Here is a 16,951-nt window from a genome sequence, read left to right on the forward strand (position 1 = left end):
ACCCCGCCATTGCCTGGCCGGGTTTCTACAGGGCGAGGCCGAGGCTTTCGGGGTGCGGCCAGGGGCTATGGCTCATGCCCATGTCCAGCTCATGCCAGCGCGTCATGGCGATCAGGCCGCCGGTCTCCGCATCCTCGTGCCGGCAATCCCCGCCGTCGGCTTGCGCGTCGGGCATGACGGGGGGCAGCGCGGCGAGGGCGGGCCGGCGGCTGGGCAGCCAGTGCCCGGCACCGGCCAGGCACGCGGCCAGCACCGTCACGGCGGCGGCGAAGCGCGACTGCACGTAATGATGCGGGAAGACCCGCCGCAATGCCGTACGCACCGCCGCCTCGTTTCCGTTCTGCGCCGCCGATGCGGCCTCCAGGAACCCCTGTTCGGTGGCGGTCAGCATCACCGCGCCGGGCATCCCGACATCCAGATGGCCCATGCGCAGCCCGACCATCCGGCGCATCGCGGCGCGGAAGGCCTGCGCGACCCCGTCGAGTTCCGCGCGAAAGCCGGTCATGAGCAGGTCCTGCGCGCCCGGATGGCCCGGGGTGCCGCATTCCGCCGTCTCGCGCCGGGCGACGCAGCGGATCATCCAGACGGCCAGCCTTTCGCTGCATGAAAGGTCGTTCACGAAATACATTGCGTGGCTCATGGGGCACTCCCGGCCGGCGAAGCCGCCGATCTGTTGCGGTGTCGGGGTGTAGTATATGAGAACGATTATCAGTTGCAAGCTAGATTTCCGCCCGCCCGCATGGTGGCCGCGCCAATCCGTTGGACGCGATTCGTCGGATGAGGTTATGCTAGCCATGCAATGAAAACAGACGACAGCCTGGACTCCCCGATCGCCGCAATATGCCGCGAGAAGGGCATGAAACTGACCGGACAGCGGCGCACCATCGCGCACGTCCTGTCCGAATCCGACGATCACCCCGATGTCGAGGAACTCTACCGTCGGGCCACGGCGGTCGACCCGCGTATCTCCATCGCGACAGTGTACCGGACGGTAAGGCTGTTCGAGGAGCAGGGCATCCTGCGGCGCCGGGATTTCGGCGGCGGCCGCGCCCGCTACGAGACGACCGATCACGGCGACCATTTCCACCTGATCGATGTCGATAGCGGCACGGTCATGGAATTCGACGACGAGGAGCTCAAGGCGCTCCTGGCGGGAATCGGCGCCCGGATGGGCTACGAGGTCGCAACGACGCGCCTGGAACTCTACGGGCGCCGCAAGAAGAAAAAAGGCCGCTGACAGGACCGGCCGGCCCCGGAGGCCGGCTCCGCGCCCGTCACGGGTTTCCAAAAATCGCAGCAGACGCGCGCCGGATCGGCACCAGCGCGCATTGCAGTCCGGCTCTCAGGCCAGGTGGTGCCGCTGCGCGCCACTCGCCGGCGCGCTCTCCATGGCGGCGGCCTTCAGCGCATTGCGCAGCAGGCAGAGCATTCCCGGAACACAGTTGCCGCACTGCGCGCGGCATTTGCGCGCGGCATGGATCTCGGCGGGGCGCGACGCGCCCGCGCTGATGGCGGCTTCGATGTCCGTATGGGACAGCGCATTGCACGAACAGACGATCACGAAGGCTTCCGCTCCCGGTCGGATGAGGGGTGTCTTCATTCTTCGTATTGCAATTGAGAGTTGATCGCAATAATGATTGCGGACCACGGAACACCGGCCGTTGCCCGACCGTCGATTTCCCAACCCGTTCCGTGGAACCTCCAGGCGGCATCGATGGCGCTCCTTCCGCTATCCGATGCCGCCACTCCTTTCGCCTCATGACCGGAAGCTGCTGACGATGAGCGAGACAATCGGTTGCGACGCCTCCTGGCACCTCATGCACTCGCAGCCGTCGCTGCTGCTGAACTATTTCGATCCGTCCCGTGGCTTCGCCGGCCAGATCAACACGCTCGTCAGCCGGTTCCAGACCGTGCAGGCCGTGTGCCAGCAGGGCGAGGGACCGGTGCGCCTGACCGAACTGCGCAATGCGCTGGCCTTTCACCTGGTCAGGATGTCGCGCTGGTGGGGGTTCGATTTCTGCCCCCTCGGCCTGACCGGCGTGCGCAATCCACATTTCATGAGCTATGTGAAGGCGCACGCGGCCCGCTCGGTCGAGGACGACGCCCTGCTCGACCTCTTCACCATGCAGCGGCATATGCATGTGGGCGATCCGGGACACATCCTGGTGCTGGGCCGCGATCCCGACAGCAGCGGCACGCTGTCGATCTTCTATGGTGTCGACGGCCAGAAATCCTTTCGCTTCACGACCGGGGCAAACGGCACCGCGCTGGCATGGTGTCGCCACAGCTATCCCGATTTCGCCAGCGCGTGGCTGGCGGCCTGGACCTATCATTGCCCGGCTGGCACCGTATGCGCGAACATGCGCGAGCATCTGGCCGCCGAGCGCGAACATGCCTGGGCGCGGACCTGGCATCGGCAGCATTTCCACCGCTCGGGCGGCAGCCTGCTCGTCCGGCTCTACCTGGATGCGATGGGCCAGCTTTCGGCGTGCCAGTCACGCTTCGGCCGGGCAGCGTTCGAATCCATCGTGAACGCCATCGCCTTCAGGATGGTGCGCCACGCGGTCGAACGGCAGATTTCCATCGCCGGCCTGCTGGAGGAAGGCGCCCCGCAGCAGATGAGCCGGCGCGTGGTCGATGTCGTCCGGCAGCGGGCGCGCCTGTATGTCGCCCGTTCGATCGACGCCCTCCAGCGCCCGAAACTGGAAGCCCTGATCGAAAACGCCGCCCCATGATCCCCGGGCGGCATCGTCGCGTGCCGGGTTCGCCTGCACCACGGGCCGGGCGGTCAGAGCGTCAGCGCGGCCTTGTCGGGCTCGACCCAGCCGGCCCGTGCCTCGGGCCCGAACAGCGTTTCCGGGTTCCAGAACGCGAGCAGCCAGTCGCTCCGGCCGGCGGTGCCCGCCATCAGCGCGTCCAGGATACGGCAAAGCGGCATATCCGCCGGACAGGTTTCGAGAAACATTTTCGCGGCGCGCATCGAGGCGATGGTGATCGTTTCGTGATAGCCGCTCGATGGCGTATTCGGCGTGCCTGTAATCTCGTTATAGGCCCGGATCAGGCCACGCATGATGGCAATGTCCGCGCATTCGGGCCGATGGCGCAGCAGCCACAAGGCGACGGCGAAATGCGCCCTGTGCGTCCAATCCGCCCGTGGCAGGCTGCCGGTCAGGAAATGCGCCACAAGGTCGTCGATTTCGGTATCGTCAGTATAGGCCGTCATGGCGACATGCTTTTGAAGATCCTGCGTGGAAATACGCGGCCGGGCCGCGGGTCGCGTCTGTCGCCCGTGTGCCTGCCGTCGGTGTTCCAGCGTTCATGACCAGTCGGGCCGTCCCGGCTCGCCGGTTAATATCTCCAGACTGGCCCCTGCAAGCCCCGGCCGGCAAATAAAACTCTCTTGACACTATTGCCGGCCGTCATGCGCAGCGCGCTTCCCCTCTTGCACGGAAGGCGCGGCCCGTCCCGATCGTCAGGGTATCTTCATGCCCTGTTCCTGGCCCGGTATTCGGCCAGGTTCGTGCTGCCGGGCAGGCGGAAGCGGCCGACGAGCTGCGTCAGCTTGTCCGTCTCGCCCGCCAGGCGGCGGGACGCGGTGCGGGAATGTTCGGCAACGGCGGCATTGCGCTGCGTCACCTGGTCCATGTTCGTGACCGTGATGTTGATCTCGCTCAGCGTGGCGGCCTGTTCCTGCGCCGCCGTCAGGATCTGGTTCAGGTTGTCGCTGATCTGGGCAATGAAACCGGAAATATCCTGAAGCACCTTTCCGGTTTCGGTAACCCGCTTCGAACCGGTGCGGATATCCGCCGTCGTGGTCTTGACCAGGGCACCGATCTCCTTCGCCGCCCCGGCGCAGCGCAGCGACAGGGCCCGCACCTCGCTGGCGACGACGGCGAAGCCCTTGCCCGCGTCGCCGGCCCGCGCGGCCTCGACGGCGGCGTTCAGGGCCAGGATATTGGTCTGGAACGCGATGACGTCGATCGTCTCGACAATGGCGACGATCTGTTTCGAACTGTCCTCGATCCGCACCATGGCCGCCTGGGTCTGCTGCATGATGTCGGACGAACTGCTGGCCGACCCGCGCGCCTGCACGCCGATCTTCTGCGCGTCGCTGATCTGCTGGACGGATTCGCTGACGCTCTCGGTAATTTCATTGACCGCGGCAGCCGTTTCCTCAAGCGATGCAGCCTGCTGCTCGGTCCGCTCGGCCAGGGTTTCGGCCTCGGTCGCAAGCTGCCCGGTACCCTTGCTGATGCTGCTGCCCGCACCGGCGATTTCCGACAGGGCATCGGCAAGCTGGTGTATCGACTGGTTGAAATTCTGGCGCAGGGGCTCGAATTCGGGCGGCAGGGCGGTGGCGATCTGGCAGGACAGGTCGCCCCGGGCCAGATTGTCCAGCCCTTCGCCCATGGTGCGGATGACGTTGTTGATGTTCCGGATCTTGGCTTCTTCCTCCAGCCTCGTCTTCTGCTGAAGCTCCTCGTGCCGGTCGCGGGCTTCCGCCGCGCGGGCCTCCGCCTCGCGGCCTTTCAGCAGCGTGGTGCGAAATCCTTCCAGCCCCTGGGCGACCATGCCGATCTCGTCGCCGCGCCGCGTGCCGGGCACCTTGTTGTCGTACTGGCCCCTGGTCAGGTCCGAAACCGCCGCCAGCAGGTTGCGGAACGGCGTCTTGATCAGCCGTCCCGAGATGAAATAGACGACGAGAACCGACAGGATCATGAGCAGGACGCCCGAGACCAGCAGGGTGACGATGTTGTTGCGCACCGGCGCGTCCAGCGCGGCGCGGGGAATATCGACGACGAGCGTCCAGACATTGCCGAAGCCCGGGATCTGGAACGGCACCATCACCCGCTCCAGGTCCCCGTCGTGAAAGCCGCGGATGATCCGCACCTTGTGGCTGGAAATCGCCTGCGCCAGCTCGGCTTTTCCATCATCCGCATAGGGCTGGAGCAGCCGCTTCTTGTCGGGATGCGAGATCCAGACCATGTCCTGCGACAGGAGCGAGATGCTGTTGCTGCCGAAGACGTCGGACTTGCCCAGAAGGGTGACGATCCAGTCCAGCGGGGTATCGATGCCGGTAACGCCGATCCTCTTGCCGTCGAAGGTCAGCGGATAGGAAAAGGAGACCATTTCCACGCCGCTGCCCTCGTCGATATAGGGCTCCGTCAGGATGCCGACCCCGCGCTCCATCGGCAGGGTGAACCAGCTCTGGCTGTAATGCTCGTCGACGGCGTTGAAATCGATCGATCCGTCCGGCTTGCGGACGTAATAGGGGTTGAGAATGCCATGGCTGTTGGTGCCGGGCGCGTTGAACGCCTTCTGCCCGTCGAAGCCGCCGGGAATTTCCTCCATCCAGACGGCATAAAGGTTGGGCGAGCGGATCTCGGCCTCGCGCAGCAGGCTGACGATTTCGGCCCGGTTGGCCGTGCCGGCCTTGTGGATCGCTTCCAGGGCCACCTGGTTGGCGCGCGCGATGTCGTTCTGGTCCAGCAACCGCTGGACGATCTGGTCGACGAGGATCTGGCTGCGTGACGTCGCTTCCGAAAAAACGCTTTTTTCGACTTGGGACTTCATCATCCAGGCGGATATCGTCACCGCCATGGCCTGTATGGTGATGAAGGCGAGCCCGCATATCAGAACAATCCGTGCGGACAGGCTGTTCCATAGACGGCGTTCGGAATGACCAGACATAAAAGGCACTATCCTTTTTTGTTCTCACGACCTTCCACGGGGAAGAAATCACATTCCCTTCATCGGTCCGGCGATCGCAGGCGGAAGAATGGCACGGCAGGCTATCGGCAGCCTGCCATGGACGTCGTCACGTCAGTCATGTCGAAAAATCGGGGATATTCGGCAGCGGAAGGCGCAACAGGACGAGCACGGCCCCGGCCGGCCCCGGCAAAGGCGTTCGGAACCGCCTGCCGCACCAGCCCGTATCATCCGCGGTACACGGGCATGTCATGGAAAGGGTCTGACATGACGATCCTGAAAGTTAACGCCTGGCTAACCTAACATATCGTTCGTTTATGTAAATGAAGTAATGTCGCCCGGCAGGCTGTCACACCGCATGGCTGTCCGGCGCATCGCGGTCATGGACCAGCCGGCCGGCCACGTATGTCGCGCGCACGCTGCGGTCGTCCCCCAGCATCATCAGCACGAACAGCAGGTCCTCGATCGTTTCGCACTGTTCGGCCCGCTGGGCCATCAGCGGCGTGGCCGCCGGGTCCAGCACGCACAGGTCGGCTTCCATGCCGGGGGCGATGGTGCCGATGCGGTCGTCCAGGTACAGCGCATGGGCCCCGCCGGCCGTGGCCAGCCAGAAGGCCTGGGCCGGATGCAGCCGCCGGCCGGTCGATTGCGCGACCTTGTAGGCTTCGTTCAGCGTCTGCAACTGCGACAGGCTGGTGCCTGCGCCGACATCGGTGCCCACGCCCACGCGGACCGGCCGGCGCGGATCGAGCGCATCGAACAGGCGAAAGGCGCCGCTGCCCAGGAACAGGTTCGAGGTCGGGCAATGCGCCAGCGCGCATCCGGTCGCATGGCAGGTGTGGAATGTGTCTTCGTCGACATGCACGCCATGGCCCAGCACGCTGCGCGGCCCGACCAGCCCGGCATGGGCATAGACGTCCAGATACGATGCGCGCCGGGGGAACAGCTGGCCGACCCATTCGATCTCGGCCAGGTTCTCCGACAGGTGCGTCTGCATGAACAATCCGTCGCGCTGGCGCAGCAGGCTGCCCGCCAGGTCCAGCTGCTCCTCGGTGCTGGTCGCGGCGAAGCGCGGGGTGACGGCATAGAGCTGCCGCCCGTTCCGGTGCCAGCGGTCGATCAGGGCCAGGGATTCGTCATAGCCGCCCTGGGGCGTATCGCGCAGGTCGGCGGGTGCGTTGCGGTCCATCAGCACCTTGCCCGCGACCATCCGGGTGTTCAGGCGCGCGGATTCGGTAAAGAACGCATCGACCGACTGGGGGTGGACCGTGCAGTACACGGCGGCGCTGGTGGTGCCGGCCCGCAGCAGCTCGCGCAGGAAACGCCGCGCCACGCCCGCCGCGTAATCGGGGTCGGCGAAGCGGGCCTCGGTGGGGAAGGTATAGCGCTCCAGCCATTCCAGAAGCTGTTCGCCATAGGCCGCGATCATGGGCAGTTGCGGGTAATGGACATGGGTATCCACGAACCCTGCGGAAATGATGCCCTCGCGCCAGTGCGTGACCGGCGTATCGGGCGGCAGCGCGTCGCGCAGCGCCGCAAAGGCGCCGAACCGCGTGATGCGCCCGTCCTCGATCAGGATCAGCGCATCGGGCTCGTGCACCAGCGCCCGGGCCGGATCGTCCAGGAAGGGATTGGCGCCGAAGGTGACGGCGCGCCCGCGCAGGGCATGGCGGGCGAGCGAGGGGGGCAGGGACGAAATCATGGTCGGGCACTCGGTCGGATACGATCCGCCCAGTCTCGCCTGTTTTGCCCGGCCGGTGAAGGCAGCCCGCGCCGGCTCGCCCGCAGGGCCGCTTTTCAGGCAGCCTCGGTGCGGCGATAGGGACGGCTGGCGTCCAGAAACGATGCGTTGGCGTCCAGCTCGTTCGAAATGACCAGCAGATAGGCGATGGCGCGGGTCAGCTCGATGCGCGCGCCGATATTGGTCTCGCGCGCCTCGATGCCGCGCAGGCTGGCGACGGCAATGCGCGCGGCGCGCGCGGTGCGGCCGTGCTTTCCCGTCAGCTGCGCCATCCGCCGCAGGACCAGCAGCAGGGGGCGGCGCGCCTGGGGCGGCAGCTGGTCGCGGGCCAGGACGGTGCGCACGCGGATGACGTTCAGCCCGATCGTCATGACCGACAGCGTGCCTTGCAGATAGGCCTCGATGGTGGGCGTGGGGGTGGGCCCGGCATGGCGGATCAGGCGTGCGAACCGGTCGGTGTTCAGCCCGATCCAGTCATGGGTCTGCGGGATCGGCAGCGCCGAGGCCAGATGGTGCAGGTCGTGCAGGTTATGCTCGCGCATGCGCAGGCGCTCGCTCCGGCTGCTGAAGGGCAGCACGGTGCGGAAGATCAGGACCGAGAAGCCGATGCTGGCCAGCAGCGAGAGCGAGGAGTTGAAATACGCGATCTCGTCCAGCCGCCCCTGGTTCGACGGCCCGATCAGGTTGGACAGGAACAGCGTATAGGATGCGGCGGCGCCCGCCGTGGCGGGGTTGCGCGTCGCCAGCCCGCCCGCGATCATCGGCGGTGCCAGGCAGGCCGCCAGGATCTCGAAATCCGCCGGATGCGGCAGTACCAGTACCACCAGCACGAACGAGACCCCGACCGCCCAGAACGCGCCGAGCAGGAAGTTCATGGTGGCGAGCACCGGGTTCTCGCGCGTCGCGAACAGGCCGCAGGTCAGGGCGACCATGATGATGAAGGCCAGGCCGCTCGGCCACGCGGTTACTTCCCAGATCAGGCCGGCCGAGGTGATCGCGACGGCGGCGCGGATGCCGTTATGAAACGCCTCCTTGTAGTCGCGGTGCGATTTCAGGCGGAAATGGAACCGGTCGCCGCGGATGGCGCGGTGGCTGGCATCGAATTCCTCCAGCGCCTGCTGCAACTCCGCCAGCAGTTCCTCCAGCGCGCTGTGCAGGATGCGCCCATCCAGCAGCGCCTGGATTTCCGGGCTGTCGGGCGGGTGCTGGCCGTTGCTTTCCTCGGTCAGCGCATTGACGATCTGCTGGCGGCAGACACCGCGCAGCGCGCGCAGGTCGGCCAGCACTTCCGGCAGGTCCTCGTCCCGCTTCAGGCGCGGCGCCATGCCCTGCAGGAAGGTGCGCACCAGCAGCGAGGTTTCGGTAAAGCCCGGATGCGCCGCGCCCAGCGCGCGCAGGCGCGCGGTCATGCCCAGCCCGCGCGACAGCAGGACCGAGACCGTGGCCAGGGCGGCGCGGGCATGGTCGCCCTCGTGCCCGTGGGGGCCCATCTCGATCTCGCTGAATTCGATCTGGTCGTTGATCGTCAGGATGGTGCCGAACAGCGCGCGCGAGCGCACGAAGGCCTCTTCGTTGCCGGCCAGCAGGTCGGCGATGGCGCCCGAGGTGCTGGTCAGGGCCGTCAGCAGCTTTTCGCGGATATTGCGGCGCGCGGTGTCGGCCAGGTTGTGCGACAGCAGGCCGGCGATCAGGCTCTCGCACGCAATGCCCAGCACGATATAGGTCGAGCGCGACATCGCGATCATGAACACGTCGTTGGGGCTGCGCACCGCGTCCAGCGCGATGATGGCGCAGGTATAGCCCGACAGGACCAGCGCGTAGGACCGGAAGTTGCGCACCAGCGTCGCCACGCCGCAGCACACGCCGATCCAGAGGCCGATCGCCGGAAAGAACAGCCACGGCGCCTGTGGAAAGGCCGCGACCAGGGCAACGGCGGATATGGCGCCGATGGCGGTGCCGACCAGTCGCCATCGCGCCTTCGACAGGCTCTCGCCGCGCGATCCCTGCGCCACGATCCAGACGGTCATCGGTGCCCATTGCGGGCTGTCCAGTTCCATCCACATCGCCAGGATCAGCGACAGGATGGCCGCGGCGGTGGTGCGCAGCGCAAAGCCGACCGCCTCGGCCTTGGGGGCGTACAGCCATCGCAGATGGCTCAGCCGCCCCGCACCCGGCGGGCGCAGGGTCGGGGGGCGCCATGACACGAGGCGTTCCAGCATGCTCAGGGCAAAGGCGGGGAAGACGGGCACGGGGCGTAGGGTTTCCGGCGGCAGGGGCTATTTCGCGATAGACTAGGTCAGGCCTCTCCGGGACGATAGCCAAGCCGTGTATATCAGTCATAGGCATCGGACGTTGCATGGCGAGGACCACGGGCCGGAGGGCAAGGATGACCGATCACTGTTCCAGTCCCCCTCCATGGGCGGATTTGCGCAACCGCGTGGTGGCCGGCGACTGGTTCCATGCCCCGACGCCCGGCCGGATGGAGCGGATGAAGGGTGGCCTGGTCGAAATCGGCGCCGACGGACGCATCGCCGGGGTCTGCCATGCGGGCAGCGAGGAGCATCGCGCGACAATGCGCGAGGCGGCGCGGACGGGCAGGCTGGTGACGCTGGACGGGTTCCTGCTCCCCGGGATGGTCGACCTGCATGTCCATGCGCCGCAATATCCCCAACTGGGCAAGGGGCTGGACCAGCCGCTGGAAGTCTGGCTGCAACGCTACACCTTCCCGCTGGAGGCCCGGTACGCCGACCGCCTGTTCGCGCGCACCGTCTACCGGCGCCTGGTGGCCGACCTGCTGGCGGGCGGCACCACCACGGCGCTCTATTTCGCCAGCCGCCATGTCGCGGCCACCTGCGAACTGGCCGATGCCTGCATCGACGCCCGGCAGCGGGCGCTGGTGGGGCGGGTGGTGATGGACAATCCCGACCAGTGTCCGGATTTCTATCGCGATGCCTCGGTGGCCGAAGGGCTGGCGGCCACGCGGGCGGTGGCGGCGCATATCGCCGCCCACCCCGCCAATGACGGATGGGTGCGGCCGGTGGTGACGCCGCGCTTCCTGCCCTCGTGCACCGACGATATGCTGCGCGCGCTGGGCGACCTGGCGGGGGAATGCGGCTGCCACGTCCAGACCCATTGCGCCGAAAGCGACTGGGCGCGCGAGTACGGCCAGGCCCGTTTCGGGCGCGGCGATGTCGAGGTGCTGGACCGGTTCGGCCTGCTGACCCGCCATACCGTACTGGCCCACGGCAATTTCATCGGCGCGCCCGACATGGACCTGCTGGCCCGGCGGGGCAGCGCGGTGGCGCATTGCCCGCTGTCGAACGCATGGTTCGCCAATGCGGTCTTTCCGCTGCGCGCCGCGCTGGACAAGGGGGTGCGGGTCGGGCTGGGGACCGACATCGCGGGCGGCCCTTCGGCCTCGATGATGGATGCGATGCGCATGAGCGTGGCCGCGTCGCGCATGCTGCGCGACGGCGTCGATCCCGACCGGCCGGCGGCGGAACGCGGGCGCCCGGGCAGCGCGGTGGACATGATGACGGCCTTCCACCTCGCCACCGCCGGCGGCGGCGACGCGCTGGACCTGCCGGTGGGCCGCTTCGCCCCCGGCCAGCATTTCGACGCGCTGCGCATCGACCCCGACGCCCCGCTGGGCACCATGCGGCTATGGGGCGACGAGAGCGACGAGGACCTGCTGGCGACGGCGCTCTATACGGCCTCGCGCGCCAACATCACCCATGTCTGGACCGATGGACGGCAGACCGGGCAGGCGGCGCGCCCGGAACCGGACTAGGGAAACCGAGCCAGGGAATCGGCCCTATCCCGGCTGCGTGGCCAGCAGCCGCTCGATCTCGGGCCGGGTCGGCGCGGCCTCCGACGCCCCCCTGCGCGTCGTGGCCAGGGCGCCGCAGGCGGCGGCGTAGCGCGTGGCGGCCGCCAGATCCATGCCCGCTGACAGCGCAACCGCCAGCCCGCCATTGAAGCAGTCGCCGGCCGCCGTGCTGTCGATGGGCGCGACGGCGAAGGGCGGCACGAATCCGTGCCCCGATTCGTCGGAATAGAGCACGCCCCGCGCGCCCAGCTTGACGATGGCGCGCCGCAGCCCCAGCCCGTGCAGCGCCTCGGCCGCGTGGCGCGCGCTCTCCGGGTCGTGCGGGCGCAGGCCGGTCAGGCGCTCGGTCTCGGTCTCGTTCGGGGTCATCAGTTCGGCAAGCGCGAACAACTCGGCGTCCAGCCCGTCGGCGGGCACCGGGGCAGGGTCGAGAATCAGCCGTCCTCCGGCCTGCGCGACGGCCCGCGCGGCGGCGCGCAGCGTGTCCATCGGGATCTCGCACTGCATCAGCACGATCGCGCCGGGCGCCAGCAGCGGCACCAGGCGGGCGATGTCGGTACCGTCGATCGCCATGTTGGCCCCGCCCACGACGACGATCGTGTTTTCGCCGCCCGAGTCGGTGCAGATCATCGCGAGTCCCGTCAGGTCGCCCGCCGAACGGTACAGGTCGTCGGGCGCCACGCCGTGCCGCCGCAGCGCCGCCGCCGCGAAATCGGCCAGCGGGTCGTCCCCCGTCCGGCCGACAAACCGTACATCCGCGCCCTGTCGCGCCGCTGCCACCGCCTGGTTGGCGCCCTTGCCGCCTAGTCCCAGCCCGGCATCCAGCGCATGCAGGGTTTCCCCCGGAACGGGAAAGTGATTCACCCGCGCGCCGACATCGATATTGACGCTCCCGAATACGAGGATCGGAGGTTTATTACTTCGTGTTACGGACATCGGCTCGTCGTTCCCGTTAAAAATTAAAAATGTTTTTGTAAGAATTATTTGTCTACGCTATCATTTCAAGATATTTATGATAAAGAAGCGACGCGAATCGCTGATGTCGTAAGAAGTCATAATAACAGAATGGAATTTCGGTATGTCGGAAATCGAGCAGGGTGCATCTTTGTTGGAACTCACGGCGCAGATCGTCTCGGCGCATGTTTCGAACAACAGCGTGGTCGCCGACGGCGTGCCTGATCTGATCCGGCAAGTCTACCAGGCGCTTACCTCTCTCGGCCAGGTCGCGCCGGAGCCCGAGAAGCTCCAGCCGGCGGTGCCGATCAAGCGTTCGGTCTTCCCGGATTACATCGTCTGTCTCGAGGACGGAAAGAAGCTGAAGATGCTCAAGCGGCATCTGCAGAGCGCCTATGGCATGACGCCGGACCAGTATCGCGAGCGCTGGGGCCTGCCGACCGACTACCCCATGGTCGCCCCGAACTATGCCGAGCGCCGCTCCACCCTGGCGCGCGAGATCGGGCTGGGCCGGAAGATTACCGCGACGGTCGAAGAAACAGCCTCCGAGGCCGGTGCGGCCGCCAAGCCGGCCCGGCGCGGGCGCAAGCCTGCGGCTCCGCAGGAGTGACCGTGCGTTTCGCCGCACGGGTAGCGCGAATCCCCCATGGCTGATCCCGATCTGGTGGTCGACCGGCTGCGCCTGCGCCGTCGGCTGCTGTTCTGGCGCGTGGGGGCGGTCGTCGCGTTCGTCCTGGCCTGGCTGGGACTCGGCGGCCAGGCGCTGCTCCATCACGGCCCGCTGGTCGGGCGCGACCATCTGGCCCGGGTCCGCGTCAGCGGAATCATCGGGTCGGACAATCGCAAGCTGATCGACCTGATCGACGGCGCCGCGAAGGCCAAGTCGGTGCGCGGCCTGGTCCTGTCGGTCGACAGTCCGGGCGGTTCGGTCAGCGGCGGCGAGGCCCTGCACGACGCGGTGGCCCGCTTCGCCGCGCGCAAGCCGGTCGTGGCGACGATGGGCGGAGTCGCGGCATCGGCGGGGTACATGATCTCGGTCCCCGCGCAGCGGATCTTCGCCGGCCAGTCGACCCTGACTGGGTCGATCGGCGTGATCATGCAGGCGCCCGACGTCTCCGGCCTGCTCGATCGCGTAGGCGTCAAGGTGGACGAACTGGTATCCGGCCCGCTGAAGGGGCAGCCTTCCGCCGTCCAGCCGCTGTCGCCCGAAGGGCGGCAGATGCTCCAGGGCGTGGTGGCGGACCTGTTCGACCAGTTCGTCACGATGGTCGCGGACGGCCGGCACATGCCGGTCGACCGGGTGCGATCGCTGGCCGACGGCCGCCCCTATACCGGCCGGCAAGCCCTGCCGCTGGGGCTGATCGACCAGATAGGCACCGAGCGCGATGCCGTGGCCTGGCTGGCCCGGACCCAGCACCTGCCCGAGGCGATTCCGGTTGTCGATCTGAAGGCGCCCACCGACGGGAAATGGATCCCGCGACTGACTCGCAGCATGCTCAGCGTCATTCTTGGTGAGGAATGGGCAGGATCTGTGGTATCGCAAGGTGTTGCGCTCGACGGGGCTGTCGCGCTCTGGAAACCTTGAATCGAAACGGGACAAGACGGATGACCAAATCGGAGCTGATTGCCGAACTGGCTGCGGCAAATCCGCATCTTCTCGGCCGCGATGTCGAACTGATCGTTCAGACGATTTTCAGCGAGATCAGTGCGGCCCTGGCGCGCGGGGACCGGGTGGAACTGCGCGGATTCGGCGCATTCACGGTCAAGAAACGCGACGCCCGCACGGGCCGCAACCCCCGCACCGGCGAAATGGTGGCCGTGGATGAAAAGGTCGTCCCGTTCTTCAAGGCGGGCAAGGAACTGCGCGAGCGCGTCAATGGCGGCGTGGAGCCGGGCGAGGACTGACCGTCACGGCCTGGCGGTCGCGGCATGCCATGCCTCCGTCCGTCCGGCAGATCCGGCAGAATGTTCTTGATATGTTCTAATTGCTGCTGCTACGAATTCTTCTCCATGAGCGGTGCCGGGACCGCGGAGGTGCGTAGGGTGCGGGACGTGATCTCTGGTCTTCTCGTGGTGTGTGCCGTGGCCTCGTGCGCGGCCCTGCCGGCATGGGCGGGCACTCCCCGCCATGCGCACCACCATCGCTCAGGGCTTGCGGCGCATCTCTGCGCCTCGCATGACGCGGTAATCGGGACCCATGGCCACCGGCTGCGCGTCATCGGCCAGCGGCACTATTTCGCCCCGATCGGGCAGGCCATGTATTATCGCGACAAATCGCATCGCTGCCAGCTCGGCCGCACGGCCCGCCGGCATAGCTGACAGGGCAGGGCGGGCTGCTATCGGAGCCGCCCTTGGCAGCCCCCCGCGCAGGATGACTTTGAAAACCAGCTGCCTAGAGCGGCCGATGAGCGCGCTCCACCAGGCGGCGCCAGACCGAGCGCGCCTGGGCCAGCACCGGATTGGGCTGCGCCGTGGGGGCGGCCAGCACCTTGCGGGCCTCTTCCTTGCGGGCCAGCCAGCTATCGAGGCTGACACCCGCCTTCGCGGCCCGGCGGGCTTCGTAAGCCTGCTTCCCCGCGGCGTTTCCCGGCTTGTCCTGGCTGCTCATCGGTCCTGCGGTTCCTTGCGGGCGTGTTCGGCCCGCTCAGTGGCGGGCATTGATTTCCGACAGCAGGAAGTCGCGGAACACGGCGACGCGCTTCGAGGTCCGCAATTCCTCCGGATAGACGAAATAGGCATCGACCGTCGGCAGCGGGACTTCGGGCAGGATCTTCACCAGGTTCGCATGCGGCCCGGTCGCATAAAGCGGCACCGAGCCGATTCCCACGCCGGCCGCGATGGCCGATGCCATCGCCGGCAGGCTGTTGACCTCCAGCCGCGCGCCCCGCTTCTCGTCGGACGGCACGCCGGCTTCCGCCAGCCAGTTGATGTGCGGCACGGGCGGATGATAGCCGCCGAACAGCACCAGCTTGTGGGCCGACAGTTCGTCGAGCGTCTGCGGGGTGCCGTATTCCTCCAGATAGCTGGGGGAGGCATAGATCGGTAGCGGAAAATCCGCGAGGTGGCGCTGGATCAGGTCGGGCTGGCGCGGCGGGTGCATCCGCACCGCGACATCGGCCTCGCGCATTCCCAGGTCCAGGTCGTTATCTTCCAAGATCAACGTGATCGTGATGTCCGGATTGGTTTCCATGAAGCGATGCAGGCGCGGCGTCAGCCAGCAGGTGCCGAATCCTGTCGTCGTGGTCACGCGCAGGCGGCCGGCCGCCTTTTCCTTGCTTTCGGTCAGCAGGGACTGGGTCATCGCCAGCTTCGAGAAGACTTCCCGCACCGTCTGGTTCAGGGTCTCGCCCTGCTCGGTCAGGATCAGGCCACGCGCATGGCGGTGAAACAGCGGAACCTGAAGGGCTTCCTCCAGCGCCGAAATCTGTCGCGAGACGGCGGACTGGCTGAGGTTGAGTACGTCGCCCGCATGCGTGAACGAACCGGCCTCGGCCACCGCATGAAAAATACGGAGTTTGTCCCAGTCCAATGCTACGCTCCGATCCTGACAGGAGGAATTGTGAAACCAAAGTTACTTTTGGTGACCGAAACCGGCGGTTTGGTCAAGGATTTGATGGGGGTTAGCCCGGGATTCCCGCCAGGAAACGTTCCGCTTCCAGCGCGGCCATGCAGCCCGTTCCCGCAGCCGTGATCGCCTGGCGGTAAATCTTGTCCTGGACATCGCCGGCCGCGAACACGCCGGGCACCGACGTCCGGGTCCCGCCGGGGTTGGTCACGATATAGCCCTCGTCATCCGTCTCGACCTGGCCACGGAAGATGTCGGTATGCGGCGCGTGGCCGATGGCGACGAAGACACCGTCGACCGACAGTTCTTCCAGGGCGCCGGTCGCGGTGTCGCGCAGGGTGATGCCGGTCACGACCGGCGGCTCGCCGTCCGCGACGATCTCCTCGGTCACGCGGTTCCACTTCACCGTGATCTTGGGGTGCGCGAACAGCCGGTCCTGCAAAATCTTCTCGGCGCGCAGGCTGTCGCGGCGGTGGATCAGGTAGACATGCTCGGCATGGTGGGTCAGGTACAGCGCTTCCTCGACCGCCGTATTGCCGCCGCCGATGACGGCCACGGTGCGGCCGCGATAGAAGAACCCGTCGCAGGTGGCGCAGGCCGAAACCCCGGCGCCCTGGTACTGGGCCTCGCCGGGAATGCCCAGCCACTTCGCCTGCGCGCCGGTCGCGATCACGACGGAGCGCGCCAGGTAGACATCGCCCGAATCGCCGACCAGCCGAAAGGGCTCGCCCGCGCCACGCCCGGTCAGCGCGCATTCGGTGATGATGTCGTGGATGATCCGCGTCCCGACATGGGCGGCCTGGGCGGCCATCTGCTCCATCAGCTCTGGGCCCTGGATGCCGCGCGCGAAGCCCGGATAATTCTCCACGTCCGTCGTGATCATCAGCTGGCCGCCGGGCTGGAGACCGGCCACCAGGATCGGCTTCAGGTTGGCGCGGGCGGCATAGATGGCGGCGGTGTATCCGGCGGGGCCGGCGCCGATCACGAGCAGGTCGGTGGAATGGGTATGGGTCATGGACTCGGCACAGGTCTGTTCAAGCTGCATGGGATATGGCCGCGCGGCGCGTCAGGCACAAGCCGCGGCGCACCCCACGTCCGATCGGGATACTCTTTTCGGCGCGGGGCGCATACCGTATCCTGAAGGCTTGATATT

The 16,951-nt window shown here is 67.1% G+C and carries 17 protein-coding genes; 7 read left to right on the forward strand and 10 right to left on the reverse strand.

Going from position 1 to position 16,951, the window contains the following annotated elements; all coding sequences use genetic code 11:
- Nucleotides 1-25: 25 nt before the first annotated feature.
- Nucleotides 26-640: a hypothetical protein gene (locus HLH27_RS16585; protein ID WP_182951190.1), complete on the reverse strand. Its 615-nt coding sequence runs from the start codon at nt 638-640 to the stop codon at nt 26-28.
- A gap of 159 nt (nt 641-799) precedes the next feature.
- Between HLH27_RS16585 and HLH27_RS16590 the strand changes: the two genes are divergently transcribed.
- Nucleotides 800-1,237, forward strand: coding sequence for a Fur family transcriptional regulator (locus tag HLH27_RS16590; RefSeq protein WP_182951191.1), 438 nt, complete (start codon nt 800-802; stop codon nt 1,235-1,237).
- Between the two features lie 105 nt (nt 1,238-1,342).
- Here the strand turns inward: HLH27_RS16590 and HLH27_RS16595 are convergent, their stop codons facing one another.
- Nucleotides 1,343-1,561, reverse strand: a complete 219-nt coding sequence (locus HLH27_RS16595; RefSeq protein ID WP_182951232.1) for a (2Fe-2S)-binding protein — start codon at nt 1,559-1,561, stop codon at nt 1,343-1,345.
- A gap of 217 nt (nt 1,562-1,778) precedes the next feature.
- Between HLH27_RS16595 and HLH27_RS16600 the strand changes: the two genes are divergently transcribed.
- Entirely contained in the window at nt 1,779-2,735 is a 957-nt protein-coding gene (locus HLH27_RS16600; protein ID WP_182951193.1) for a hypothetical protein, read from the forward strand.
- Between the two features lie 53 nt (nt 2,736-2,788).
- On the opposite strand, the gene HLH27_RS16605 is transcribed toward HLH27_RS16600, so the two are convergent.
- The 4 genes from HLH27_RS16605 to HLH27_RS16620 all read right to left on the reverse strand — a co-directional run bounded on the left by HLH27_RS16605 (nt 2,789) and on the right by HLH27_RS16620 (nt 9,699).
- Nucleotides 2,789-3,223, reverse strand: a complete 435-nt coding sequence (locus HLH27_RS16605; RefSeq protein ID WP_182951195.1) for a hypothetical protein — start codon at nt 3,221-3,223, stop codon at nt 2,789-2,791.
- Nucleotides 3,224-3,483: 260 nt separating this feature from the next.
- The gene (locus HLH27_RS16610; protein WP_182951196.1) at nt 3,484-5,577 is read right to left on the reverse strand and encodes a methyl-accepting chemotaxis protein; all 2,094 of its coding nucleotides are present in this window, start codon (nt 5,575-5,577) and stop codon (nt 3,484-3,486) included.
- 481 nt (nt 5,578-6,058) lie between these two features.
- Entirely contained in the window at nt 6,059-7,411 is a 1,353-nt protein-coding gene (gene guaD / locus HLH27_RS16615) for a guanine deaminase (RefSeq protein ID WP_182951197.1), read from the reverse strand.
- Nucleotides 7,412-7,506: 95 nt separating this feature from the next.
- Nucleotides 7,507-9,699, reverse strand: coding sequence for an FUSC family protein (locus HLH27_RS16620; protein WP_408870866.1), 2,193 nt, complete (start codon nt 9,697-9,699; stop codon nt 7,507-7,509).
- A gap of 137 nt (nt 9,700-9,836) precedes the next feature.
- On the opposite strand from HLH27_RS16620, the gene HLH27_RS16625 reads away from it, so the two are divergent.
- The gene (locus HLH27_RS16625) at nt 9,837-11,240 is read left to right on the forward strand and encodes an amidohydrolase family protein (RefSeq protein ID WP_220790469.1); all 1,404 of its coding nucleotides are present in this window, start codon (nt 9,837-9,839) and stop codon (nt 11,238-11,240) included.
- Between the two features lie 24 nt (nt 11,241-11,264).
- Here the strand turns inward: HLH27_RS16625 and HLH27_RS16630 are convergent, their stop codons facing one another.
- On the reverse strand, nt 11,265-12,215 hold the full coding sequence (locus HLH27_RS16630) for a ribokinase (RefSeq protein ID WP_182951199.1): 951 nt from the start codon (nt 12,213-12,215) through the stop codon (nt 11,265-11,267).
- 142 nt (nt 12,216-12,357) lie between these two features.
- On the opposite strand from HLH27_RS16630, the gene HLH27_RS16635 reads away from it, so the two are divergent.
- From HLH27_RS16635 to HLH27_RS16650, 4 genes are all read left to right on the forward strand, one after another.
- A complete protein-coding gene (locus HLH27_RS16635) occupies nt 12,358-12,843 on the forward strand; it encodes a MucR family transcriptional regulator (protein WP_182951201.1) in 486 nt (161 codons plus the stop codon).
- 36 nt (nt 12,844-12,879) lie between these two features.
- Entirely contained in the window at nt 12,880-13,818 is a 939-nt protein-coding gene (gene sppA / locus HLH27_RS16640; RefSeq protein ID WP_182951203.1) for a signal peptide peptidase SppA, read from the forward strand.
- Between the two features lie 20 nt (nt 13,819-13,838).
- Nucleotides 13,839-14,138 (forward strand): integration host factor subunit beta, encoded by a 300-nt coding sequence (gene ihfB, locus HLH27_RS16645; protein WP_182951205.1) that lies wholly within the window; start codon nt 13,839-13,841, stop codon nt 14,136-14,138.
- Between the two features lie 147 nt (nt 14,139-14,285).
- The gene (locus tag HLH27_RS16650) at nt 14,286-14,552 is read left to right on the forward strand and encodes a hypothetical protein (RefSeq protein ID WP_338029939.1); all 267 of its coding nucleotides are present in this window, start codon (nt 14,286-14,288) and stop codon (nt 14,550-14,552) included.
- Between the two features lie 73 nt (nt 14,553-14,625).
- Here HLH27_RS16650 and HLH27_RS16655 read toward each other — a convergent pair whose 3' ends face one another.
- The 3 genes from HLH27_RS16655 to trxB form a co-directional block, all read right to left on the reverse strand.
- Entirely contained in the window at nt 14,626-14,841 is a 216-nt protein-coding gene (locus HLH27_RS16655) for a hypothetical protein (RefSeq protein WP_182951209.1), read from the reverse strand.
- Between the two features lie 36 nt (nt 14,842-14,877).
- On the reverse strand, nt 14,878-15,762 hold the full coding sequence (locus tag HLH27_RS16660) for a LysR family transcriptional regulator (protein ID WP_182951210.1): 885 nt from the start codon (nt 15,760-15,762) through the stop codon (nt 14,878-14,880).
- A 91-nt stretch (nt 15,763-15,853) separates the two neighbouring features.
- The gene (gene trxB / locus HLH27_RS16665) at nt 15,854-16,813 is read right to left on the reverse strand and encodes a thioredoxin-disulfide reductase (RefSeq protein WP_182951242.1); all 960 of its coding nucleotides are present in this window, start codon (nt 16,811-16,813) and stop codon (nt 15,854-15,856) included.
- Between the last annotated feature and the right edge of the window lie 138 nt (nt 16,814-16,951).

It is taken from the genome of Gluconacetobacter takamatsuzukensis (assembly GCF_014174275.1).
GTDB lineage: Bacteria > Pseudomonadota > Alphaproteobacteria > Acetobacterales > Acetobacteraceae > Gluconacetobacter > Gluconacetobacter takamatsuzukensis.

Coding starts and splice junctions, on each gene's coding strand:
- HLH27_RS16585 (WP_182951190.1), bottom strand. CDS start 640: ATGAGCCACGCAATGTATTTCGTGAACGACCTTTCATGCAGCGAAAGG.
- HLH27_RS16590 (WP_182951191.1), top strand. CDS start 800: ATGAAAACAGACGACAGCCTGGACTCCCCGATCGCCGCAATATGCCGC.
- HLH27_RS16600 (WP_182951193.1), top strand. CDS start 1,779: ATGAGCGAGACAATCGGTTGCGACGCCTCCTGGCACCTCATGCACTCG.
- HLH27_RS16605 (WP_182951195.1), bottom strand. CDS start 3,223: ATGACGGCCTATACTGACGATACCGAAATCGACGACCTTGTGGCGCAT.
- HLH27_RS16610 (WP_182951196.1), bottom strand. CDS start 5,577: ATGATGAAGTCCCAAGTCGAAAAAAGCGTTTTTTCGGAAGCGACGTCA.
- guaD (WP_182951197.1), bottom strand. CDS start 7,411: ATGATTTCGTCCCTGCCCCCCTCGCTCGCCCGCCATGCCCTGCGCGGG.
- HLH27_RS16625 (WP_220790469.1), top strand. CDS start 9,837: ATGACCGATCACTGTTCCAGTCCCCCTCCATGGGCGGATTTGCGCAAC.
- HLH27_RS16630 (WP_182951199.1), bottom strand. CDS start 12,215: ATGTCCGTAACACGAAGTAATAAACCTCCGATCCTCGTATTCGGGAGC.
- HLH27_RS16635 (WP_182951201.1), top strand. CDS start 12,358: ATGTCGGAAATCGAGCAGGGTGCATCTTTGTTGGAACTCACGGCGCAG.
- sppA (WP_182951203.1), top strand. CDS start 12,880: ATGGCTGATCCCGATCTGGTGGTCGACCGGCTGCGCCTGCGCCGTCGG.
- ihfB (WP_182951205.1), top strand. CDS start 13,839: ATGACCAAATCGGAGCTGATTGCCGAACTGGCTGCGGCAAATCCGCAT.
- HLH27_RS16655 (WP_182951209.1), bottom strand. CDS start 14,841: ATGAGCAGCCAGGACAAGCCGGGAAACGCCGCGGGGAAGCAGGCTTAC.
- trxB (WP_182951242.1), bottom strand. CDS start 16,813: ATGACCCATACCCATTCCACCGACCTGCTCGTGATCGGCGCCGGCCCC.